This is a genomic window from Pseudonocardia humida (assembly GCF_023898865.1).
Classification (GTDB): Bacteria; Actinomycetota; Actinomycetes; order Mycobacteriales; family Pseudonocardiaceae; genus Pseudonocardia; species Pseudonocardia humida.
In genome coordinates this window covers 24,921-46,072 of the sequence record NZ_JAGSOV010000028.1, presented here as the reverse complement: position 1 = coordinate 46,072, position 21,152 = coordinate 24,921, and the positions used below count along the sequence as shown (strand labels likewise).

Below are 21,152 nucleotides of genomic sequence, written 5' to 3'. Positions count from 1 at the left end.
GGTGCCCTCTCAGCGCCGGTTGCGCAGGTAGTCCGACACCACCTCGGCGCCCAGCCCGTCCAGCGTCGGGGCCACGACCCGGCCCCCGCAGCGGCGGGCCACGTCGTCGATGAACGCGGCCAGCCGCGGGTCCTCGCCGAGCTTGAAGAACGTCACGGCCGGCTTGACGGCCATGAGGCGGTCGAGCTCGGCCACCGTGGCGGTGATGGTCTCCCGGCTGGGCGGCCAGTCGAAGTACATGCTGCCGTCGGGTTCGAGGTGCGAGGTGGGCTCGCCGTCGGTGACCACGAGCACCACCGGCTGCGCGTCGGGCTGCCTGCGCAGGTGCTGGCCGGCCAGGATCAGGGCGTGGTGCAGGTTGGTGCCCTTCTCCCAGGTGCCCTCCAGCCCGATCAGCTCGCCGAGCTCGACCTCCCGCGCGTAGGGGCCGAAGGTGATCAGCTTGAGGTCGTCGCCGCGGAAGCGGGTCGAGATCAGCTGGTGCAGGGCGAGCGCGGTGCGCTTCATCGGCACCCAGCGCCCGTCCATCACCATCGACCACGAGGTGTCGACCAGCAGCGCCACCGCGGCCCGGCTGCGCTGCTCGGTCTCCACGATCTCCACGTCGGTGACGTCGAGGGCCCGCGGGTCGCCGCCGGCGCGGCGCAGCTGCGCGTTGAGCATCGTGCGCGACACGCTCCAGGGTTCGGTGTCGCCGAAGGCCCACGGCCGGGTGGCCCCGGTGACCTCGCCCGCGGCCCCGGAGCGGCGGGTCTCGCGCTCGCCGCGCCGCGCGCCCATCCTGTCGACCACGTCGCGCAGGGCCGACTCGCCGAGCCTGCGCAGCGCCTTGGGCGAGAGCTGCAGCGAGCCGTCCGCGGCGCGGGTGAACAGCCCGTCGCGCTCCAGCTCGCGCTGCAGGTCGGCCAGGGCCTGCGCGTCGACGCGGGCCCGGTCGCCGAGGTGGCGGCCCAGCGCCTCCAGGTCGATGTCCTCCATGCGGGCGCCCGGGTAGCTCTGCGAGAGCTGCTCGGCCAGCGCGTCGAGCTGGCCGAGCTCCTCCATGGCCCGGGTGGCCTCGCCCATTCCCAGCGGGTTGTCACCGCGGAAGCGGCCGTCGCCGTCCCAGTCCTCGCCGGGGCGCAGCCCCTGCAGCTGGGCGTCGAGCTGGGCCAGCTGCTCGGCCAGCCGCGGGTCGCCGAACGCCTGCTGGGACAGCTCCATCAGCTCGGCGCGCTGCTCGGCGGTCATCGAGTTGAGCATCCGCTGGGCGGCCGCCGAGCGCTGCGCGAGCAGGTCGACGAGCTCGTCGGTGCTCTGCGGGCCCTCCGGGAAGAAGTCGCCGTGGCGGCGCATGAACTCGGCGAACTGCTGCGCGGTGTCCTGGCCCTGCGCGTGCGCGGCCAGCAGCCGGTTGAGGTCGGTGAGCATCTCCCGGATGCGCTCGACGTCCTGCGGGGTGGCGTTCTCCATCGCCTGCTTCATGCCGGCGAAGCGCTGGTCGAGCATCTCCCGGCCGAGCAGGTCGCGGATCTCCTGGTAGGCCTCACGGGCGTCGGCGGAACGCCAGTCGTAGGAGTCCAGCTCGCGCACGGCGCCGCCGGTGTCCGAGGGCAGGGCGTCGAGCTGCATCTCGCGGAACCGCGCGTCCTCGGAGTCGTCGCGACCCAGCGAGTCGCGTTCGGCGTCCATGGCGCGCTGCAGCAGCTCGCGGACCTGCTGCAGGGTGCCGTCGAGGCGGTTGTCGCGCTGCAGCCGGCTGCGCCGCTGCCAGACCTCGCGGGTCAGCTCGTCGAGGCCGCGGCGCTCGCCTGCGCCGCGGCGGAGCAGCTCCTGCAGGGCGCTGCGCGGGGAGGCGCCCTCCATGACGTCGCGGCCGATCTCGTCCATCGCCGACCGCAGGTCGAACGGAGGGGCGAGCGGGTCGGGGCCTTCGACGTAGGGGCCGTAACGGAAACGTCGATCACGCCTGGGCACGAGATCCACGCTACGCCGCGACGGGCGGGGCGCGAGCCGACATCCGCGCCGGACCCGGTCAGCCGACCAGTGCGTGCGCGCCGGACACGGCCAGCACCGGGCCCGGCAGCGGGATCCGCACCGGGCGCACCGCCGCACCCTCGGACAGCCCGCCCAGCGCCAGCCCCGATCCCCATGCCCACAGCCCGCCGTCGCCGTCCACGGCGTAGCCGGTGAGCCCGTAGGCGCCGATCAGGCGCGCGGGGGGCAGGCCGGGCACCACCCGGGGCACGGCCGAGACGTGGTCGGCGACCTCGCCGTCCCCGAGCACCCCCTGCACGCCGCGGCCCCAGGCCCAGACCGCTCCGGCCCCGTCGAGGGCGAACGCGACGTCGCGCCCGCCCGCGACCTGCACCACGCCGGTCGGGGCGGCGAGCCCGACGGGGCGCCCGGTCTGGCCCCCGGTGGGTTCGACGCCCAGCAGGCCGTGCACGTTGTTGCCCCACGCGCAGACCCGCCCGGAGGAGGTGGCCGCCACCACCGCTCCCCCGGCGGCCGCGACCGAGGTGACGCCCCGGACGTCGTCGACGACCGTGACGTCGGTGCGGTCCCGGTCGCCCAGCACGGCGGTGAGGTTCACGCCCCACCCCGCCACGGTGCCGTCGCCGAGCAGCGCGATGGCCGCCAGGTCGCCCTCGGAGACCGCGACGACGTCGCGCAGACCGTCGACGGGGATCGGGCTCGGCTCGGCCCGCTCGCCCTCGCGCACGCCGCCGCGGGCCAGGAACCCGTCGCCCCAGGCCAGGACGGTGCCATCGGTCCGCACCACGAAGAAGGCCTGCCCCACGGCGTGCACCGAGCGCGCGTCGGTGATACCGGGCACCGGGCGCGGGGTCGGGGCGTGGTGGCGCCGCGGGTCGCCGTCGCCCAGCGAGCCCCGGTGGCCCGTGCCGTAGGCGGAGACGGTGCCGTCGGCGTGCACCGCGGCCGTGGTGTGCCCGGTGCTGGCGACCGACACGACGTCGTCCCACCCCGGGACGGCCGTGGGCGTGCCGGTGGCCGGCGGGCGCGGCGGGGCGCCCGCGCTCTCGAACGGCGGCAGCCAGGTGTGGACGGTGCCGGGGCCGACGGCGACCGGCCGGGGGGAGGCCGTGCCCTCCGGGCAGCCCGGGGCGGCGAGCACGGCGCGGTCGGCGGGGGCGCATCCGGGCAGCCCGGCCAGCGACGCGATGCCGGCGGCGAGGGCGAGGAGTCGGCGGCGTCCGGGGGAACGGGGCATACCGGGCAGTCTCTCCGGCGCCGGCGCGCGGCGGATCCGCAGTTCCGCGGAGGGTTCGGTGACGGTTCGGCGGACGCCGCCGCAGGCCCGATCGCCCGATCCGCGCGCTCGAGATGCACAACACGCACCTCCAGGGGGCCCATCAGGCGCGTGGTGTACATCTCCCGCGGGAGCCCTTCCGGTCAAACGGCCAGTACGCGCAGGGCCGCGGCGCGGGCCCGGGCCGGCGCGTCGACCACGCCCGCCGCCGTGGCCAGGACGGTGGCCCCCTCGTACAGCAGGTGCAGTTCGGTGCCCACGCGGTCGGCGTCGGGGACGCCCGCCTCGGCGACGAGGGCGACCAGGTAGCGCAGCATCCACTGCTTCTCCGCGCGGATCTCGGCGACCGCGGGGTGGTCGGTGCCGCCGACCTCGGCGTAGGCGTTGACGAAGGCGCAGCCGCGGTCCTGCTCGCGCAGCCAGGCCTCGAGGACGTCGAAGACGGCGGCCGGGCGCCCCGGCCCGAGCGGTGCGTCCGACATCCCGGCGCGCAGGAACGCCCGCCAGACCCGGGCGCGCCTGCGCAGGTAGCGCGCGACCAACTCGTCCTTGGAGCCGAACCGGTCGTAGAGGGTCTTCTTGGTGGTGCCCGCGGTCTCGGCGATCAGGTCCACGCCGACCGCGCGGATGCCGCGCCGGTAGAACAGCGCGCTCGCGGCCTCCAGCAGGCGCTCACCGGCCGGCGTGAGCGCCTCCTCGGGCGCGGGATCGGGCGCGGGACCGAGTACGGCGTCGGATGGGGCGGTGCTGGTCATCGATCCTCCTCCGGCGGCTCCACTGCGAGTATACCGACCGGTGTGGTTACGTCGAGGGCATGCGTTCGAACTCGATCCTGGCCGTGGCCTTCGTGGTGCTGTGGAGCTCGGGCTTCGTCGGCGCCGAGCTGGGCACCGCGCACGCCGCCCCGGACACGCTGTTGGCCTGGCGCTACGCCGCGGCGGCCGGGCTGCTGCGGCTGGCCGTTGCCGTCCGGCGGGAGCCGCTGCCCCGCGGCGCGCTCGGGCGGCAGGTGCCGCTCGGGCTGCTCACCCAGGTGCTCTACCTGGGCGGCGTCGTCGGCGGGGTGGCGCTCGGCGTGCCCGCCGGCACGACCGCGCTGATCGCCGCCCTGCAGCCGCTCGTGGTCGCGATCGGGTCGGGGCCGGTGCTCGGCGAGGGCACCACCGCGCGGCAGCGCTGGGGGCTGCTGGCCGGGCTGGCCGGGGTGGCGCTGGTGGTGGGGGGCGACCTCGGGCCCGGCACGGCGCCGTGGTGGGCGTTCCTGCTGCCCGTCGGCGGGATGCTCGCGCTGTCGGCCGGCACGCTGGCCGAGCGCCGGCTGCGGCCCCCGGAGACCCCGCTGGCCTCGATGGCGCTGCAGGCGAGCACCGCCGCGGTGGTCTTCATCGCCTCCGCGGCCATCGGCGGACGGCTCGCCCCGCCGGCCGAACCGGTCTTCTGGGTGGCGGTCGCCTGGACGGTGGTGCTGTCGTCCTTCGGCGGGTACGGCACCTACCTGCTGGTACTGCGGCGCAGCGGTCCGCTGCGGGTCAGCACGCTGCTCTACCTGACCCCGCCCACCACGATGGCCTGGACCTTCGCCATGTTCGGTGACGTGCCCGGCCCGCTGGCCGCGCCCGGGATCGCGCTGTGCGCGGTCGGGGTCGGGCTGGCGCTGCGGGCCGGGCAGGCGCCTACCGGTAGCTCACCGAGTCGTCGTCGGTCTCGTCCTTGGTCAACCGCCGGGTCAGGTACAGCAGCTCCAGGGCCAGCTCGGCCGCGCTGGCCATCGGCCCCGGGTCCTCGGTGCCCCCGGCGTCCAGCCGCGACGCCACCTCGGTGAGCACGGCGGTGGCCGGCAGCGCGGCCACCACCTCCCGGGCCGGGATCCGCTCCCCGGTCCGGACCGGGTTGCCGGACACGGCCTCGGCGAGCGCGTTCAGGTCGATGCCGCGCAGCCGGAAGCGCGCGGTGTCGGCGGTGGCCCGGCGCAGCAGGTGCACCAGGTGCTCGGTCTCGCGGCCCTCCTCGCCGGAGGCGAACTCCAGCTTGCCGCGCAGCACCGCGGGCACCGAGTCCAGGTCGACCGGCCGGGCGTAGGCCCGGCCCTCCCCGGTGATCGCGGCCCGGCGCAGCGCGGCGGCGGCCACGGTCTCCGCGGCGGCCACGGCGAACCGCGCCGACACCCCGGAGGCCTGGTCGACCGCGCTGGAGTCGCGCAGCGAGCGGGTGAACCGGGCGACGACCTCGATGAGGTGGCGGGGCACCTCGGCGACCAGCTCGGCCTCCTGCTCGACCAGGGCGATCTCGTCGGCCAGCTCCAGCGGGTAGTGCGTGCGGACCTCGGCGCCGAAGCGGTCCTTGAGCGGGGTGATGATCCGCCCGCGGTTGGTGTAGTCCTCCGGGTTGGCGCTGGCCACCAGCAGGATGTCCAGCGGGAGGCGCAGCGTGTAGCCGCGGACCTGGATGTCGCGCTCCTCCATCACGTTCAGCAGCGAGACCTGGATCCGTTCGGCCAGGTCGGGCAGCTCGTTGATGGTGACGATCCCGCGGTGCGCCCGCGGCACCAGGCCGTAGTGGATGGTCTCCGGGTCGCCCAGCGAGCGGCCCTCGGCCACCCGGACCGGGTCGACATCGCCGATGAGGTCGGCCACGGCCGTGTCCGGGGTGGCCAGCTTCTCGGTGTAGCGCTCGTCGCGGTGGCGCCAGGCGACCGGCAGCGCGTCGCCGAGCTCGGCCGCGCGCCTGCGCGAGGCGGGGGTGATGGGCTCGTAGGGGTGCTCGCCGATCTCGGAGCCCTCGATGACGGGGGTCCACTCGTCGAGCAGGTTGGCGATGGAGCGCAGCAGCCGGGTCTTGCCCTGACCGCGCTCGCCGAGCAGCACGACGTCGTGGCCGGCGATCAGCGCGCGCTCGAGCTGGGGCAGCACCGTGGACTCGAAGCCCACGATGCCCGGCCACGGGTCGGCGCCCGAGCGCAGGGCGTCGATGAGGTTCTGGCGGATCTCGTCCTTGACCCCGCGCAGCTGGTGGCCGCTGGCGCGAAGCTCGCCGAGGGTGCGGGGCACGTCCGCACGGGGAAGATCACCACGGGGAAGATCACTGGGCACCCGACCACGCTACGCCGCGATGGCACCGGTCCGCGCGGGCTCGGGCGCCCGACGGGCGCCGCGACGCCGCCGTTGACCTCGACCCGGCTTCAACTCCTAGCGTCGCGGGCGACAGCGGTCCCGAGCGCGGAGGAACAGATGAAGGCGATCCGGCAGCACGAGTTCGGCGGCCCGGACACCCTGCGGTACGAGGAGGTCCCCGACCCCGTCCCCGGCCCCGGCCGGGTGCGGATCGCGGTGGCCGCGGCCGGGGTGCACCTGCTCGACACGTTCATCCGGGCCGGGCGCGCGGGCGGGCCGTTCCCGCTGCCCGCCCTGCCGATGACCCCCGGGCGGGAGGTCGCCGGCACCGTCGAGGCACTCGGACCCGGCGTGGACGACGCCTGGCGGGGCCGCGCGGTCGTCGCGCACCTCGGCCAGGCCCACGGCGGGTACGCCCAGCTGGCCGTGGCCGACGTCACGGCGCTGCACGCCGTCCCGGACGGCCTGTCCCCCGCCGAGGCGGTGGCGATGATCGGCTCCGGGCGCACCGCCGTCGGGATCCTGCGGGTCGCGGCGATCGGGCCCGACGACGTGGTGCTGGTGCCGGCGGCCGCCGGCGGAATGGGCGCGCTGTTCGTGCAGGCGGCGCGCAACGCCGGGGCGAAGGTCGTCGGACTGGCCGGCGGGCCGGCGAAGACCGCCACGGTGCGCGGGCTCGGGGCCGACGTCGCCGAGGACTACCGGGACCCGGGCTGGCCCGAGCGGGTGCGCGCCGCGCTCGACGGCGCCGCGCCGACCCTGCTGCTCGACGGCGTGGGCGGGGAGGTCGGCCGGGCGGCGCTCGACCTGCTCGGGGTCGGGTCGCGGATGGTCATGTTCGGCTGGTCGTCCGGCTCGATCACGCCGTTCACCAGCCAGGACGTGGCGGCGAAGAGCCTGCAGGTCACCTGGGTCACCGGACCGCGGATGCTGGCCGCGCCCGGCGGGCTGCGCGGGCTGGAGACCGAGGCGCTGGCCGCGGCCGGGCGCGGCGAGTTGGTGGCGCTGGTGCACCCGCCGTTCGCGCTGGGCGACGCGGCGGGTGCGCACGCGGCGCTGGAGGCGCGGGCGACCGCGGGCAAGGTCGTGCTGGCCCCCTGAGCCCCCGACTACGGTCGGCGCATGGCGAGCGGTGGCGGCTTCGTGACGTGGGTGCGCACGGAACCGCCCCCGCCCGACGAGCACCCGTTCACCCTGCCCGTGGTGCGCGAGGTGTTCGCCCGCGGCGGCATCGGGCTCGACCCGGGCGTGACGTTCCTGGTCGGCGACAACGGCTCGGGCAAGTCGACGCTGCTCGAGGCGCTGGCCGTGGTGTTCGGGATGAACCTGGAGGGCGGCTCGCGCAACTTCCGCTTCAGCACCCGTCCCGAGCGCTCCGCGCTGGCCGACCACCTGGTCGCGTGCTGGAAGCGGCGCCCGCGCACCGACTTCTTCCTGCGCGCGGAGAGCTTCTACAACGCGGCCACCTACGTCGAGGAGCTGCCCGGCGGGGGCCTGGGCCCCTACGGCGGGCGCAGCCTGCACGAGCGCTCGCACGGCGAGTCGTTCCTGGACGTGGCGCTGCACCGGTTCGGACCCGACGGGCTCTACCTGCTCGACGAGCCGGAGGCGGCGCTGTCGGTGCGCGGCTGCCTCGCCCTGCTGCGCCGCGTCGCCGACCTGCGGGCCCGGCGCTGCCAGTTCGTCGTCGCGACCCACTCGCCGATCCTGCTGGCGCTGCCCGGGGCGCTGATCCTGCAGATCGACGAGGACGGCGCGCTCACCCCCACCGGCTACGACGAGGCCGAGCCGGTCCGGCTGACCCGCGGTTTCCTGGCCGAGCCCGACCGGCTGCTGCGCGAGCTCCTGGCCGACTGAGCGGACCGCACGCGTCCCGCGACACCGTCACGTGCCGTCACCCGGATCTGACGGAAAGTCGCCACCTGGTCCCCGTACGGCGAACCCACGCCGGGACCGGCCGTCCATTGCTGCGGTGGGGCGGTGGAGGGGCCGCCCCACCGCCGCTCGTCGACACGGGTCGGCGGCGGTCCCACCGAGCAGGGGGTTCTTCGACAGTGCCGGACGAGACAGCGAACGACACGATGGTCCGCCGGGCGCGCCGGCGCCGAGGGCTGCGGCCGGCCGGCGCGGGCGTCGCCGCCGCGCTCGCCATGGGGGTCGCGGCGGTCACCACGACCGCCGCGCAGGCCGCGCCCGTCCCACCGGACGCGGCGGGGGCCGCGGAGCTGCAGGCCGCGGGGGTGGGCGGCCCCGGCGCCGTCCCGAACCCCGGCCCGGGGTTCCGCATCACGTCCGTCTACAAGGTCACCTCGGGCACGCAGACCTACGCGTGCGCGACCGACGGCAGCGGGACGTGGGCGGCCGGCTCCACGCCGGAGGCGCAGCTGCGCCGCTACCTGTCCCGCGACCGCATCCACCACTACGGCGGTCCGCGCTGGACCTCCGAGCGGGACGGCTCGACGATCGTCGGGCTGACGCCGCCCGCGCAGTCCGTGCCGAAGCCGGGCACGATCCCGTGGCTGCTGCTCGAGGTGAAGGCGCACGAGGGGCCCGCCGGCGAGCTGAGCGCGGTCACCCACATCAGCCGCATCCGCACGAGCGGCGGGGTGGCGCCCACGCGGCCGTGCACGGCCGGGGAGACGCAGGCCGTGCCCTACGGGGCCGACTACGTCCTCTGGACGAAGAAGCGCTGACCGCGCGCTGGCGGCGCCCGGGAGCACGCGGCCGGCACCCATCGGGGTGCCGGCCGCACCCGTGCGGGGGAACAAGACCGACCCGGCCCGGCGTTGGTCCGGTGCGTGCTGACTCCCGGACGCCTCGCTGTGCTGCTCGGCCTGCTGTTCGGCTTCACCGGCATGGCCAGCTCCGCGGTCACGGTGACGCTGCCCGAGGTCGCCGCCGACCTCGACGTCAGCGCGGCCGGCGCGGTGTGGATGGTCAGCGGGATGACCGTGGCGCTGGCGGTGGCCACCCCCGTGCACGGCCGGCTGGCCGACATGATCGGCATCCGCGCCCCGCTGTGCCTCGGGGTGGTGGCGATGGCGCTGGGCGCCGTGGGCGCCGCGCTCGCCCCCAGTTTCGGGCTGCTGATGGTGGCCAGGGTGGTGCAGGGCCTCGGCGCGGCGGCCGTCCCGGTGCTGGCCACCGCCCTGGTCACGGCGCGCCTGGAGGGCGCGCAGCGCAGCGCCGCCCTCGGGCGCATCGCCGGGTTCGCCGCCACCCTCGGCTCGCTCGGTCCGACCGTCGGCGGGGCGGTCGAGGCGGTGGGCGGCTGGCGGCTGGCGGTGGCCCTGCCGGCGCTGGGCCTGCTCGCGCTGCCCGTGCTGCTCAAGGCGGCGCCGACGACGGGCAGCCACGAGCGGATGGACTGGGTCGGGGCCGCGCTGGTGACGGTGGCCGCGGCCGGGCTGGTGCTGCTGCTGCAGTCGCCGTCGACGGGGGCGGTGGTCGCCGGCATCGGCGCGGCGCTGCTGCTGGCCGGGGCGCCGCTGCTGGCCGCCCGGGTGCGCAGGCACCCGCAGGGCTTCCTGCCGCGCGCCATCGTGACCAACTCGACCGTGCTGCGCAGCGCCTTCGCCGCGGCGGCCGTGCCGACCTGCTGGTTCGCCCTGCTGCTCGGCGTGCCGCTCGCCGCGGCGTCCTGGGGCTGGACCCCGCTGCAGACCGGGCTGCTGATGGTGCCGGCCGCGGTGATCGGGTTCGTCTCCCCCGCCCTCGCCCGGCGTTCGCTGGCCCGGGTGGGCGCGCGGTGGTCGATCGCCATCGCCTGCCCGACCGCCGCGGCCGCCCTGCTGGTGGCCGCGCTGGGCGCGGCGCTGGAGTCGCCGCTGCTGCTGGGCGCCTCGGTCCTGCTGGTCGGCGTCGCGTTCGGCATCGGCCAGCCGGCGATGCTGTCCGCGGTCGGCTCCGCGGTGCCCGCCGGGGAGCGCGGCGTGGCCCTGGGCATCGCCACGCTGGTGTTCCTCACCGGGGCCAGCGTCGGCGCCGCGCTGGTCGGCGGGCTCGCCGCCGTCATCGGGATCCCGCTGGCGTTCTGCCTGCTGGTGCTGCTGCCCGTGGCCGGGTTCGCGGCGCTGCTGCGGGGCGGACCCGACCGGGTGGCGCCCCCCGCGACGACCGCGCCCGAGCCGGCCTGAGCCCGGCGCAGGCCGGCCGGCGGTCAGGGCAGCAGGAGCAGGGCCGTCGGCAGGCCGACGATCGTCAGCGCGAGCAGCCGCACCCCCACCCGGACCGCGACGGGCAGCGGCGCGGGCGGCGCGCTGATCCGGACCAGCCGATGGTCCAGCGCGGTGGTGAACGAGCTCAGCGCCGCCGCCGGGGCGGCGCCGCCCATGCTGCGCAGCGCCCCGGTCAGCTCCGCGGCGCAGGTGCGGGCGGCGGCCACGTCGTCGGCGCGCATCTCGATCAGCGCGGCCACCGCGAGCTGGGCGCAGACCATGCCGCGCACGAAGGGCGCGGTCGCGCCCCAGGCCACGAACGGCAGCACCACCAGGTCATGGCGCTCGCGCAGGTGGGCCTGCTCGTGGGCGAGCACGGCCCGCACGCGCTGGGGGTCGAGCGTGTCGAGCACGCCCGCGGAGAGCACCAGCCGCGAGCGCAGCCCGGGCAGGCAGTAGGCCACCGGCAGCGGGTGGTCGAGCACGCGCGCCCCGGGGACCGCGGGCCACGGCGTGCCGAGCAGGTCGAGCAGGTCGCGGTGGCGGCGGCGGGCCAGCAGCGTGCGCACCGTCACCGCGGCCAGCACGCCGACCAACCGGACGGCCAGCACGCCCGCCGCGACCAGCGCCACACCGTGGTCGATGCCGATCGGGGGCAGCGGGGCGCCGCCGGACGCGGCGTCGGCGACCGCGTCCAGCGCCGCGGGCAGCGACGGGCCGAACGGCGCCAGCCCGTAGACGACACCGGCGCCGAGCAGGGCGAGCCCGCCGGCCAGCCCGACCGCCTGCCAGACGAGCAGTCCGCCGACCGGGTCGCGGCTGGGCCAGTGCGCCGCGGCCAGCGCCCGACTGACCGGTTCGGCGAGTGCCACGCCGAACAGGAGCAGAGCGAGCGCTGCGGGCTGCACTACGTGTCGGCCTGGTCGTCGGCTCTCGCGCCGGCCGCGTCGGGGTGGCCGAGCAGGTCGCGCAGGGCGGCGCGCTCGGCGGCGGGCATCGAGCCGAAGAAGCGGGCCAGCGCGGCGCCGCGGTCGGGGGCGGCGTCCAGGGCGTCCATCATCAGCTCGGCCACGTGGTCCTCGCGGCTGGACACGGCGCGGTAGTGGTGGGCCCGGCCCACCCGAGCCCGGGTGACCAGGCCCTTGCGTTCCAGGCGACCCAGCACGGTGAGCACCGTAGTCGTCGCGAGGTCGCGGGTGCCCAGCGCGTCCTGCACGTCCCGGGCCGTGACGGGCGAGCCCGCCGACCAGAGGATCTCCATGACCGCGCGTTCCAGTTCACCCAGGGTAGGCACGCTTCCAGGATACACCCCACTTCTACATGGGGTAGAACCTTTCGTCGCGACGCTCGGTCAACGGCCGGTCCGGCGGTGTAGCAGGCCGGGCCGGGCGATGCGGTGCGCCCCCGGTCGCCCTGCGCAGCCCGGTCAGCGGCCGGTGAAGGCCGCCGGACGGCGCTCGGCCGCGGCGCGCGGGCCCTCCAGCCCGTCGGCGCTCGACCAGCAGGCCCGGTAGGCGGCGACCACCGCGGGGTCGTCGGCCGGACCGTCGATGCCGTCGAGCGTGAGCTTGTTGTAGCGCAGCGTCAGCGGCGCGAGCCCGGCCAGCTCCTCGGCGAGGGCCAGCGCGTCGGCGGTCGGGCCGATCCGGTCGACCAGCCCGCGGGCGTGCGCGAGGACCGCGTCGACGCGGTCGCAGGCCAGCAGCAGCGAGCGCGCGGTCCCGCCGCCCGCGAGCTGGGCCAGCCTGCGCACCGTCCACGGGTCGACGGCCAGGCCCAACCGCGCCGTGGGGACCGCGAACACCGCCCGCGGGTCGGCCACCCGCAGGTCGCAGGCCACCGCCAGCTGGGTGCCCGCCCCGATCGCCGGGCCGTTCACCGCCGCGACGACGGGCACCGGCGCCTCGGCGATCGCGCGCAGCGCGGCGTGCAGGGCGTCGCGGAAGCCGTCGTCGTGCACCTGGTCGAGGTCGGCGCCCGCGCAGAACGCCGTGCCCGCGCCGGTCACCACGATCGCCCGCGCCCCCTCGTCGAGCACGCCGGCCACGGCCGCGCCCAGGCCCGCGCAGTGCTCGACGTCCAGGGCGTTGCGCCGCTCGGGGCGATCGAGCTCGATCACGCCGACGCGCCCGGTCAGCGACGAGTTGATCATCGGTGTGCTCCCCATCCCGGACGGGCCGACCCGCCCGCGCCGCATCGTCACCGCCATCATGCGCGGGCCGGTGCGGCCGCCCGCCACCGGAGTTGACCTATGCTCGCCCGGCCGGGCCGGGGCCGGCCGGCCGGCGAGACGGGCTGGGGGCGCGGTGGGCGGCACTGCCGAACTGCGGATGGGGACGGCGGCGGGGCGCTGGGTGCTCGCCACCACGGTGCTCGGCTCCGGGCTGGCGATGATCGACGGCACCGTCGTGAACGTGGCCCTGGAGCGCATCGGGACCGAGCTGGACGCGGGTTTCGCCGACCTGCAGTGGACGGTCAACGCCTACACGCTCGCGCTGGCCTCGCTGATCCTGCTGGGCGGGTCGCTGGGCGACCACCTGGGGCGGCGGCGGGTGTTCCTGATCGGCGTGGTGTGGTTCGCGGTGGCCTCGCTGCTGTGCGGGATCGCGCCCAACGTCGAGGTGCTGATCGCCGCGCGGGCCCTGCAGGGGGTCGGCGGGGCCCTGCTGACCCCGGGCAGCCTCGCGCTGATCTCGGCGTCCTTCCAGGGCCGCGACCGGGCCGCCGCGATCGGCGCCTGGTCGGGGCTGGGCGGGATCGCCGGCGCGATCGGGCCGTTCCTGGGCGGCTGGCTGGTCGAGATCAGCTGGCGGCTGGTGTTCCTGATCAACCTGCCGCTGGCCGCGCTGATCGTGGTGGTCGCGCTGCGGCACGTCCCGGAGAGCCGCGACGCCGCCTCGGCCCCCGGCCTCGACATCACCGGCACGGTGCTGGCCGTGCTCGGCCTGGGCGGGCTGACCTACGGGCTCACCGGGCTCGGCGAGGGCCCCGTCGGCGCGGTCGCGGTCGGCGCGCTGGTCGTCGGGGTGGCGGCCCTCGCGGCGTTCGTGGTCGTGGAGCGGCGCTCGCCGCACCCGCTGGTGCCCCCGACGCTGTTCGCCGACCGGACGTTCACCGCGGCCAACGTCGTCACCCTGCTGATCTACTCGGCGCTGGGCACGGTCTTCCTGCTGCTGGTGCTGCAACTGCAGGTGGTGGCCGCGTTCAGCCCGCTGGCCGCGGGCACCGCCCTGCTGCCGGTGACCCTGGTGATGCTGCTGTTCTCCGCCCGGGCCGGGGCGCTGGCCGGGCGGATCGGGCCGCGGCTGCCGCTGACCGTCGGGCCGCTGGTGGCCGCGGGCGGGCTGCTGCTGATGCTGCGCGTCGACGCCGACACCTCGTGGGCGCTGGACGTGCTGCCCGCGGTGCTGGTGTTCGGCGCCGGGCTCGCGCTCACCGTCGCCCCGCTCACCGCCAGCGTGCTCGACGCCGCGCCCGACCGCTACGCCGGCTCCGCCTCCGGGGTGAACAACGCGGTGGCGCGCGCGGCCGGGCTGCTGGCCGTGGCGGTGGTGCCCGGGCTGGCCGGGATCTCCGGCGCGGACTACACCGACCCCGCGGCCTTCGACGCCGGGTTCCGGATCGCCACGCTGATCGGCGTCGGGCTGCTGGTCGCCGCGGCGGTCCTGGCCTTCGCGATCATCCGCCCGCTGCGGGCCGCTGTCCCGACGGCGCCCGAGCGGGCCGCGGCCGACGAGCCGGCCGCGGCCCCGGTGGCGCCGGTGCGGGTGCCGCTGGAGCGCTGCCTGCACTGCGACGTCACCGGGCCGCAGGTCCACCCCCGCTGACCGGTCCGGGTCAGCGCAGCCCGAGTGCCTCGGACAGCTCGCGCAGCGCCGGCAGCGGGGAGGCGTTGTCCGCGGTCAGCGCCTGCACGGCCACGTGGTCGGCGCCCGCGTCGAGGTGCTCGCCGAGGCGGGCGGCCACGCTCGCGGCGTCGCCGTGCGCGACCAGCGCGTCGATCAGCGCGTCGCTGCCGCCGTCGGCGACGTCCTGCTCGGTCCAGCCCAGCCGCAGCAGGTTGGACGTGTAGTTGCGCAGCTTGAGGTAGGGCGTCGCGACGACCGGTCGTCCGATCGAGCGCGCACGCTCCGGATCGGTGTCGACCACGACCTTCTGCTCCGGCGCGATGAGCGGGCCGGATCCGAGCAGCTCACGGGCCTGGCGGGTGTGCTCGGGCGTGGTCAGGTAGGGGTGCGCGCCCCAGGTGCGGTCGGCCGAGAGCTGCAGCGCCCGCGGGCCCAGCGCGGCCAGCACCCGCCCCGCCCGGGGCACCTTCTCCGCGTCGAGCGCGTCGAGGTACTCGACCATCGTCGCGTAGGGCTTGCGGTACTCCTTGACGGCCTCGGGGTGGCCGATGCCCACGCCGAGCAGGAACCGGTCGGGGTACCGGTCGGCCAGCCGGTGGTAGGACGGGCCGATCTCGGCGGCGGGCGTCGTCCACATGTTGACGATGCCGGTGGCCACCACGATCCGCTCGGTGGCCGCCAGCAACGACTCGGCGATCTTCAGGTCGCCGCGGGGGGAGCCGCCGATCCAGATGGCGCCGTAGCCGAGTGCCTCGACCTCGGCCGCGATCTCCGCGTCGAGCCCGGGCCAACCCCGCCAGATTCCGTACCTGCCCAGTTCCATGGTCACGCACCGAGGTAACCCGCCGCGCGGTGGCACCATTCCCGCGCGGGCGTCGGTACCGGTTCAGCCCGGCGCGGCGCTCGGCGCCGCGCGGCTGTCGGGGGTGCCCCGTAGGGTCGCCCGGTGAGCCGCGAGTGGACCTCCCGGGCCGCGCCGCTGCGGATGCGTCCGCGCGTGCTGGTGCCCGCCGACCCCAGACTCCCCCGCACCGCCCCCGAGGGCACCGAGGCCGTCGTCGTGGGCGGTGGCATCGCCGGCACGAGCGCCGCCGTGGTGCTCGCCGAGCGCGGCGTCTCGGTCACCCTGCTGGAGGCCGCGCCCACCCTCGGCGGGCGGCTCGGCGCCTGGCCGCACACCCTGCCCGACGGCACCGAGCAGGTCGTCGAGCACGGCTTCCACGCCTTCTTCCGCCACTACGAGACCTGGCGCGCCGTCCTGCGCCGCGCCGACCCCGAGCTCGGCTTCCTGCGCCCGGTCGGCGGCTACCCGGTCATCTCGCGGCAGTGGCCGCCGGAGGACCTCACCGGCCTGCCCGCCGCTCCCCCGCTCAACCTGCTGGCCCTGTTCGCCCGCTCGCCCAGCCTCGGGCTGCGCGACCTGACCGGCTCCGACCGGGCGCTGGCCGCCGAGCTGCTGGCCTACGACCGCGAGGCCACGACGGCCGGGTTCGACGCGATGCCCGCGGCGGAGTTCCTGTCCGGGCTGGGCATGTCCGACCGGGCCAACGCGATGCTGTTCGAGGCGTTCGCCCGGTCGTTCTTCTGCAACCCGGCCGGGATGTCGGCCGCCGAGCTGATCGCGATGTTCCACTACTACTTCCTGGGCAACCCGGCGGGCATCGGGTTCGACGCCCCCAGCACCGACCACCTCACCTGCATCTGGCAGCCGCTGGCGGCCTACCTGGGCAAGCACTCCGCCCAGGTGCGCACGCAGGCGCGGGTCGTCGGGATCTCCCCGGCCGAGGGGCACCGCTGGCGGGTCGAGGTCGCCGACGGCACCGCGCTGGACACCGCGCACCTCGTGCTCGCCCTCGACCCGGGCGCCCTGCGGGGGCTGCTGGAGGCCTCCCCGCGGGCCGCCGCCGTCGCGCCCCGACTGGCCGCCGCCGCGCGGTCGCTGCAGGTGGCCCCGCCGTTCGCGGTCACCCGGCTCTGGCTCGACCGCGACGTCGCCGCGGAGCGCCCGACGTTCTGCGCGGTCAGCCGCGAGCCCACGCTCGACTCGGTCACGGTCTACTCCCGGCTGGAGCGCCCCTCGGCGGAGTGGGCCGCCCGCACCGGCGGATCGGTCGTCGAACTGCACTCCTACTCCTGCACCGCGCCCGACGTCACCACCGCGACCGACCGCATGCGCGCCGAGCTGGCCGCACTGTGGCCGGAGACGACCGACGCGCGCGTCGTGCACCTGCAGCAGCGCATGGAGGCCACCGCGCCCGCCTTCCCGCCGGGGGGCGCGGGCACCGCGCCCACCGTCACCGGGCAGGCCAGGGGCATCCGCGTCGCGGGCGACTTCGTGGACACGCCGGTGCTGTCGGGGCTGATGGAGCGGGCCGCGGTGACCGGGGTGCTGGCCGCCAACGACGTGCTCGGCGAGGTCGGCGCCGGGCCCGAGGAGATCCGCGGCGTGCCCCAGCGCGGCCTGCTGGCCGGGCTGCTGCGCCGCCGCGGCTGAGCCCGGGGTGCGGATCGCGCTGGACCCGGGCCCGGAGGGCGGGCCGGTCCGCGTGCAGCGCCTCGACGAGCGGGGCGCCCCGCTCGCGCCGCCCGCCGAGCTGGCCGGCCCGCTCGACGTCGTCGCGCTGGAGCGCGAGCACGCGCCGCGCTGGGTCTTCGCGCGCCAGCGCAGCTACCGCGAGCTGGTGCGCGCGGGGGTCGACGTGGCCCGCGCCCACGACGTCGAGCTGGTGGAGGGCCTGCTGGTGGCCGCGGCGGGCCGGTTCGGCCACCCGCACGGGCTGGCCGCGGCCGCGGCCCGCCTGCACGGCCGCGAGCCCGAGCCCGATCCCCGCGCCGCGGACCCGGACGACCGGCTCGCCCTGTTCGACCCGACCCCGCCACCCGACGAGCTGGCCGACCTGGTCGCCGTGCACGCCGCCCAGCAGAGCGCGCTCGCCGCGGGGCCGGCGGGGATGCGGCTGCTGGCCGCGGCGGAGTCGGCGGCGGCGCTGGTCGCCGAGGAGATGACCGCGGCCGGCCTGCCCTGGCGGGCCGACGTGCACGACGAGCTGCTCACCGGGCTGCTGGGGCGCCGGCCCGCGCTCGGCGGCCGCCCGCCCCGCCTCGCCGCGCTCGCCGACGAGGTCCGCGCGGCCTTCGGCGGGCGCCCGGTCAACCCCGACTCCCCCGCCGACGTGCTGCGCGCCTTCGCCCGCGCCGGGCACGAGCTGGAGACCACCCGGTCCTGGGAGCTGCGCCGCGTCGAGCACCCGGCGGTCGAGCCGCTGCTGGCCTACAAGGAGCTGGCCCGCCTGCACTCCGCGCACGGCTGGAGCTGGCTGCGCACCTGGGTGCGCGACGGCCGGTTCCGCCCGGAGTACGTGGTCGGCGGGGTGGTGTCCGGGCGGTGGGCCACCCGCGGCGGGGGTGCGCTGCAGATCCCGCGGTCGTTGCGCGGCGCGGTGCGCGCCGACCCGGGGTGGCGGCTGGTGGTGGCCGACGCCGCCCAGCTGGAGCCGCGCGTGCTGGCCGCGCTGTCCGGCGACCACGCGCTCGCCCCCGGCGAGGACGACCTCTACACGGCGCTGGCGGCCACCGAGTTCGGCGACGACCGGGGCAAGGCCAAGCTGGCGCTGCTCTCGGCGATGTACGGCGGCAGCGGCGGCGAGGCGGGGCAGCTGCTCGGGGTGCTGCGCCGCCGCTTCCCCGCCGCGATGGCCTTCGTCGACGGCGCCGCGCGCGACGGCGAGGAGGGCAGGCTCGTGCGCTCGCACCTGGGGCGCACGTGCCCACCGGCCCGCCCGGGTCACGAGCGCCCCGACCGGGCCCGCGCCCGGGGTCGGTTCACCCGCAACTTCGTCGTGCAGGCCACGGCCGCCGAGTGGGCGCTGGTGCTGCTGGCCGAGCTGCGCGGCAGGCTGCGCGCCGCCGCCTCCCCCGCCGTGCCGGTGTTCTTCCAGCACGACGAGGTGGTGCTGCACGCCCCGGCGGAGGCGGCCCAGGACGCCGCCGCCGCGGTGCGGGCGGCGGCGGAGACGGCGGGCCTGCGGTTGTTCGGCTCGAGCCCGGTGCGGTTCCCGATGCAGGTGCGCATCGTCGAGGGCTACGACCAGCGCTGACCCGAAAGTACAACCATATGGTTGACGGTTGCGCCGCGCGCCCCTACATTCAACCTCGTGGTTGAACAACTCGACGCGGTGTTCCGCGCCATGGCCGACCCGACGCGCCGAGGGATGCTGCGCTCGCTGGCCGGGCGCGAGCACACCGTCGGCGAGCTGGCCGCTCCGCACCCGATCTCGCTGGCCGCGGCGTCCAAGCACATCCGCGTGCTGGAGGAGGCCGGGCTCGTGCGGCGCACGGTGCAGGGCCGCCGGCACGTGTGCCGGCTGGAACCGGCACCGCTGGCGGCGGCCACCGAGCACCTGCGGTTCTACGAGCGGTTCTGGAACACCCGGCTCGACGCCCTGCAGGCGTACGTGGCCCCGCCCGACACCCCGACCCGCACCGACCCCGAGGAGGACCCGTGACCGAGCAGTCCACGACGACCGAGGTGGTGCCGCACAGCATCACCGTCACCCGCACCATCGCCGCCTCCCCCTCCGCGCTCTACGCGGCCTGGACCGAGCCCGACCGGATGCGCCGGTGGTTCGCCACCGTCGTCGACGCCGACGTCCGCGTCGGCGGGCGCTACCGCATCGAGATCCACGAGGACGACGGCAGCGTCAACGGCTTCACCGGCGAGTACCTGACCCTGCGCCCCGACGAGGAGGTGGCGTTCACCTTCACCCACCACTCGCAGACCCCGGCCGACCGGATCAGCGACGAGACGGTCACGGTGACCTTCCGCGAGGTCGAGCCGGACCGCACCGAGGTCGCCGTGACCAACCGGTGGACCGGGCCCGCCGTCGGGCCGTCGGACTACGCCACCCTGCGCGAGGGCTGGGAGCTGTGGATCTCGCTGCTGGCCGACCACTTCGGCTCCGCGCGTCGCTGACCCGTCACCGCGCGCCGAGGTGCGCGCTCAGCACGTGGGTCAGGGCCGGGCGCAGCCAGGCGGCCAGCCCGGCCGCCTCGTGCGGGCCGCGCACCAGCGCGGCGAACACCATCCCGTCCAGGGTCGCGGCCAGCTCGTCGGCGACGGCCCGCTCGTCGGGAGCGGTGACGCCCGCGGCCCGCACCGCCTGCGCCACCACCGCCCGGATGGCGTCGCCGCCGCGGACCAGCGCCGCGCGCAGCTCCGGCTCGCGCGCCGCGGCCAGGCTCAGCTCGTAGCGGGCCATGGTGCGGAAGCGCTGGCCCGTCGCCATCGAGATCCCCGCCGCGACCAGCTGCTCGACCAGCTCCGCCGGGTTCGCGGGTGGTGGGGTCGCGGCGACCTCGATCTGCAGGTCGAGCTCCAGCAGCCGGTCGACGCACCCGGCGACCAGGGCCGCGCGGCTGCGGAAGTAGTAGGAGGTGCTGCCCTGTGACAGCCCGGCGGCACCGTCGACGGCCCGGTGGGTGAGGCCGCGCATGCCCTGCTCGGCGAGCACCCGCAGGGCGCCGTCGAGGATCTCGCTGCGACGATCGGTCAATCCTCTACTCCTGTAGAGCCGTGCGCGGTAGTGTCTCTACAACTGTAGAGGAGGGGTCGTCATGCGGGTGGTCGTGGTCGGGGCCGGGCTGGGCGGGCTGGCGGTGGCGGTGGGGCTGCACCGCGACGGGCACGAGGTCGTCGTGCACGAGCGGGCCGACGAGCTGCGGGAGAACGGCGCCGGCATCGGCATCATGCCCAACGGCGTGCTGGCGCTCGACGCGCTGGGGCTGGGCGCCGCCGTGCGCGAGCGCGACCCCGGCTGGACCGAGGGTGGCATGCGCGACCGGCACGGGCGGCCCCTGCTGGCCACCGACCAGGCCGCCCTGCACCGGCGCACCGGAGCGCCCGCGGTCGTGGTGCCGCGCCGGTGGCTGCACGGGCTGCTGGCCGACGCGCTGCCCGCCGGGGTCGTGCGCACCGGGAGCCGGGTGGACGCGCTGGCCGAGGTCCGCGACGGGGCCGACGTCGTCGTCGTGGCCGACGGGGCGCGCAGCCGCCTGCGCGCCGAGCTCTTCCCGACCCACCCCGGCCCGGCCGGGTCCGGGGAGACCGCCGCGCGCGCCATCGCGCCCGGCCTGCCCGCGGGGCTGAGCGCCCCGGCCGGGGAGCTGCTCGACCACCGCACGGGCGACCGCTTCGGCTGCATGCCCATGCTCGGCGGGCCGGTCTACTGGTACTGCACCTGGCGCGCCACCGCGCCGACCGACCCCGAGGAGCGCAAGCGCTGGCTGCTCGAGCGCAGGGCCGACTGGCACCCCGCGGTCGCGGCCCTCATCGGGGCCACCCCGGCCGGGTCCGTGCACGTCGTGGAGACCGCCCAGCTCGTCCGGCCCCTGCCGGGGCTGGTCGAGGGCCGGGTCGCGCTGCTGGGCGACGCCGCCCACGCGATGACCCCGGACCTGGGCCAGGGCGCCTGCCAGGCCTTCGAGGACGCAGTGGTGCTGGCCGACGAGCTGCGCGACGCCTCCCCCGACACCGCGGCCGCCGCCCTGCGCCGCTACGACGCCCGGCGCGGGCCGCGCGCCGCCGCGATGCAGCGCCAGGCCCGCCGCGCGCACCGGGTGCTGACCCTGCGGGGTCCGGGCGCGCGCCTGCGCGACACCGCGATGCGCCTGCTGCCGGCCGGCCTGGCCACCCGGGCGCTCGCCGCGCAGCTGGCGTTCGACCCGGAGCCGGGGGGCCGTAGGGGCGAACACCCGGTCACCGCTGACCGGTTGCGTTAGCGTGCGG

At 76.9% G+C, this 21,152-nt stretch carries 19 protein-coding genes and 1 pseudogene; 11 read left to right on the top strand and 9 right to left on the bottom strand.

All coding sequences use genetic code 11. The annotated features are described in order from the left end of the window. Window positions 1–9 precede the first annotated feature (9 nt). The 3 genes from KDL28_RS13505 to KDL28_RS13495 form a co-directional block, all read right to left on the bottom strand. Window positions 10–1,965 carry a hypothetical protein gene (locus KDL28_RS13505; protein ID WP_372496965.1) on the bottom strand — a complete coding sequence of 652 codons (1,956 nt, stop codon included), beginning with the start codon at window positions 1,963–1,965 and terminating at the stop codon, window positions 10–12. A gap of 49 nt (window positions 1,966–2,014) precedes the next feature. Continuing rightward, a complete protein-coding gene (locus tag KDL28_RS13500) occupies window positions 2,015–3,214 on the bottom strand; it encodes an RCC1 domain-containing protein (protein ID WP_252438379.1) in 1,200 nt (399 codons plus the stop codon). Window positions 3,215–3,396: 182 nt separating this feature from the next. Beyond that, complete coding sequence (locus tag KDL28_RS13495; RefSeq protein WP_252438377.1) at window positions 3,397–4,008, bottom strand: TetR/AcrR family transcriptional regulator; 612 nt, start codon at window positions 4,006–4,008, stop codon at window positions 3,397–3,399. On the opposite strand from KDL28_RS13495, the pseudogene KDL28_RS13490 reads away from it, so the two are divergent. Then, window positions 3,990–4,895 (top strand): annotated as a pseudogene (locus tag KDL28_RS13490) (DMT family transporter); the annotation flags it as partial. The gene KDL28_RS13495 and the pseudogene KDL28_RS13490 overlap by 19 nt on opposite strands. Window positions 4,896–4,926: 31 nt before the next feature. Here the strand turns inward: KDL28_RS13490 and KDL28_RS13485 are convergent. Further along, a complete protein-coding gene (locus KDL28_RS13485) occupies window positions 4,927–6,300 on the bottom strand; it encodes an ATP-binding protein (protein WP_252438375.1) in 1,374 nt (457 codons plus the stop codon). A 180-nt stretch (window positions 6,301–6,480) separates the two neighbouring features. Between KDL28_RS13485 and KDL28_RS13480 the strand changes: the two genes are divergently transcribed. The 4 genes from KDL28_RS13480 to KDL28_RS13465 all read left to right on the top strand — a co-directional run bounded on the left by KDL28_RS13480 (window position 6,481) and on the right by KDL28_RS13465 (window position 10,499). Then, window positions 6,481–7,464, top strand: a complete 984-nt coding sequence (locus tag KDL28_RS13480; RefSeq protein WP_252438373.1) for a zinc-binding dehydrogenase — start codon at window positions 6,481–6,483, stop codon at window positions 7,462–7,464. A 21-nt stretch (window positions 7,465–7,485) separates the two neighbouring features. Continuing rightward, window positions 7,486–8,220: an AAA family ATPase gene (locus KDL28_RS13475; protein ID WP_252438371.1), complete on the top strand. Its 735-nt coding sequence runs from the start codon at window positions 7,486–7,488 to the stop codon at window positions 8,218–8,220. Between the two features lie 197 nt (window positions 8,221–8,417). Further along, window positions 8,418–9,056 (top strand): DUF3455 domain-containing protein, encoded by a 639-nt coding sequence (locus KDL28_RS13470; RefSeq protein ID WP_252438369.1) that lies wholly within the window; start codon window positions 8,418–8,420, stop codon window positions 9,054–9,056. 105 nt (window positions 9,057–9,161) lie between these two features. Beyond that, complete coding sequence (locus KDL28_RS13465) at window positions 9,162–10,499, top strand: MFS transporter (RefSeq protein WP_252438367.1); 1,338 nt, start codon at window positions 9,162–9,164, stop codon at window positions 10,497–10,499. 23 nt (window positions 10,500–10,522) lie between these two features. Here the strand turns inward: KDL28_RS13465 and KDL28_RS13460 are convergent, their stop codons facing one another. The 3 genes from KDL28_RS13460 to KDL28_RS13450 all read right to left on the bottom strand — a co-directional run bounded on the left by KDL28_RS13460 (window position 10,523) and on the right by KDL28_RS13450 (window position 12,672). After that, window positions 10,523–11,392: a M56 family metallopeptidase gene (locus KDL28_RS13460; protein ID WP_252438365.1), complete on the bottom strand. Its 870-nt coding sequence runs from the start codon at window positions 11,390–11,392 to the stop codon at window positions 10,523–10,525. Window positions 11,393–11,427: 35 nt separating this feature from the next. Next, a complete protein-coding gene (locus KDL28_RS13455; RefSeq protein WP_252438363.1) occupies window positions 11,428–11,814 on the bottom strand; it encodes a BlaI/MecI/CopY family transcriptional regulator in 387 nt (128 codons plus the stop codon). A 132-nt stretch (window positions 11,815–11,946) separates the two neighbouring features. Next, a complete protein-coding gene (locus tag KDL28_RS13450; RefSeq protein ID WP_252438361.1) occupies window positions 11,947–12,672 on the bottom strand; it encodes an enoyl-CoA hydratase in 726 nt (241 codons plus the stop codon). 178 nt (window positions 12,673–12,850) lie between these two features. Here KDL28_RS13450 and KDL28_RS13445 point away from each other — a divergent pair, with 178 nt between their 5' ends. After that, window positions 12,851–14,347, top strand: a complete 1,497-nt coding sequence (locus tag KDL28_RS13445) for an MFS transporter (protein ID WP_252438488.1) — start codon at window positions 12,851–12,853, stop codon at window positions 14,345–14,347. A 10-nt stretch (window positions 14,348–14,357) separates the two neighbouring features. On the opposite strand, the gene KDL28_RS13440 is transcribed toward KDL28_RS13445, so the two are convergent. Continuing rightward, window positions 14,358–15,197 (bottom strand): LLM class F420-dependent oxidoreductase, encoded by an 840-nt coding sequence (locus tag KDL28_RS13440; RefSeq protein WP_252438359.1) that lies wholly within the window; start codon window positions 15,195–15,197, stop codon window positions 14,358–14,360. Between the two features lie 117 nt (window positions 15,198–15,314). Between KDL28_RS13440 and KDL28_RS13435 the strand changes: the two genes are divergently transcribed. Genes KDL28_RS13435 through KDL28_RS13420 form a run of 4 tightly spaced genes read left to right on the top strand, consistent with a single transcriptional unit; the run spans window position 15,315 to window position 19,340 of the window. After that, complete coding sequence (locus KDL28_RS13435; RefSeq protein WP_252438357.1) at window positions 15,315–16,862, top strand: FAD-dependent oxidoreductase; 1,548 nt, start codon at window positions 15,315–15,317, stop codon at window positions 16,860–16,862. Window positions 16,863–16,869: 7 nt separating this feature from the next. Further along, a complete protein-coding gene (locus tag KDL28_RS13430) occupies window positions 16,870–18,465 on the top strand; it encodes a bifunctional 3'-5' exonuclease/DNA polymerase (RefSeq protein WP_252438355.1) in 1,596 nt (531 codons plus the stop codon). A gap of 57 nt (window positions 18,466–18,522) precedes the next feature. Next, the gene (locus KDL28_RS13425; RefSeq protein ID WP_252438353.1) at window positions 18,523–18,873 is read left to right on the top strand and encodes an ArsR/SmtB family transcription factor; all 351 of its coding nucleotides are present in this window, start codon (window positions 18,523–18,525) and stop codon (window positions 18,871–18,873) included. Beyond that, window positions 18,870–19,340 (top strand): SRPBCC family protein, encoded by a 471-nt coding sequence (locus tag KDL28_RS13420; protein ID WP_252438351.1) that lies wholly within the window; start codon window positions 18,870–18,872, stop codon window positions 19,338–19,340. Before KDL28_RS13425 ends, KDL28_RS13420 begins: the two co-directional genes overlap by 4 nt. A gap of 4 nt (window positions 19,341–19,344) precedes the next feature. Here the strand turns inward: KDL28_RS13420 and KDL28_RS13415 are convergent, their stop codons facing one another. Then, the gene (locus tag KDL28_RS13415; protein ID WP_252438349.1) at window positions 19,345–19,920 is read right to left on the bottom strand and encodes a TetR/AcrR family transcriptional regulator; all 576 of its coding nucleotides are present in this window, start codon (window positions 19,918–19,920) and stop codon (window positions 19,345–19,347) included. Between the two features lie 61 nt (window positions 19,921–19,981). Between KDL28_RS13415 and KDL28_RS13410 the strand changes: the two genes are divergently transcribed. After that, complete coding sequence (locus KDL28_RS13410; RefSeq protein WP_252438347.1) at window positions 19,982–21,145, top strand: FAD-dependent monooxygenase; 1,164 nt, start codon at window positions 19,982–19,984, stop codon at window positions 21,143–21,145. Window positions 21,146–21,152 lie beyond the last annotated feature (7 nt).

Bases quoted from the DNA above. Each gene is read 5' to 3' on its own strand.
- KDL28_RS13410 (WP_252438347.1), top strand. From the start codon at position 19,982: ATGCGGGTGGTCGTGGTCGGGGCCGGGCTGGGCGGGCTGGCGGTGGCG.
- KDL28_RS13480 (WP_252438373.1), top strand. From the start codon at position 6,481: ATGAAGGCGATCCGGCAGCACGAGTTCGGCGGCCCGGACACCCTGCGG.
- KDL28_RS13445 (WP_252438488.1), top strand. From the start codon at position 12,851: ATGGGGACGGCGGCGGGGCGCTGGGTGCTCGCCACCACGGTGCTCGGC.
- KDL28_RS13475 (WP_252438371.1), top strand. From the start codon at position 7,486: ATGGCGAGCGGTGGCGGCTTCGTGACGTGGGTGCGCACGGAACCGCCC.
- KDL28_RS13500 (WP_252438379.1), bottom strand. From the start codon at position 3,214: ATGCCCCGTTCCCCCGGACGCCGCCGACTCCTCGCCCTCGCCGCCGGC.
- KDL28_RS13495 (WP_252438377.1), bottom strand. From the start codon at position 4,008: ATGACCAGCACCGCCCCATCCGACGCCGTACTCGGTCCCGCGCCCGAT.
- KDL28_RS13450 (WP_252438361.1), bottom strand. From the start codon at position 12,672: ATGATCAACTCGTCGCTGACCGGGCGCGTCGGCGTGATCGAGCTCGAT.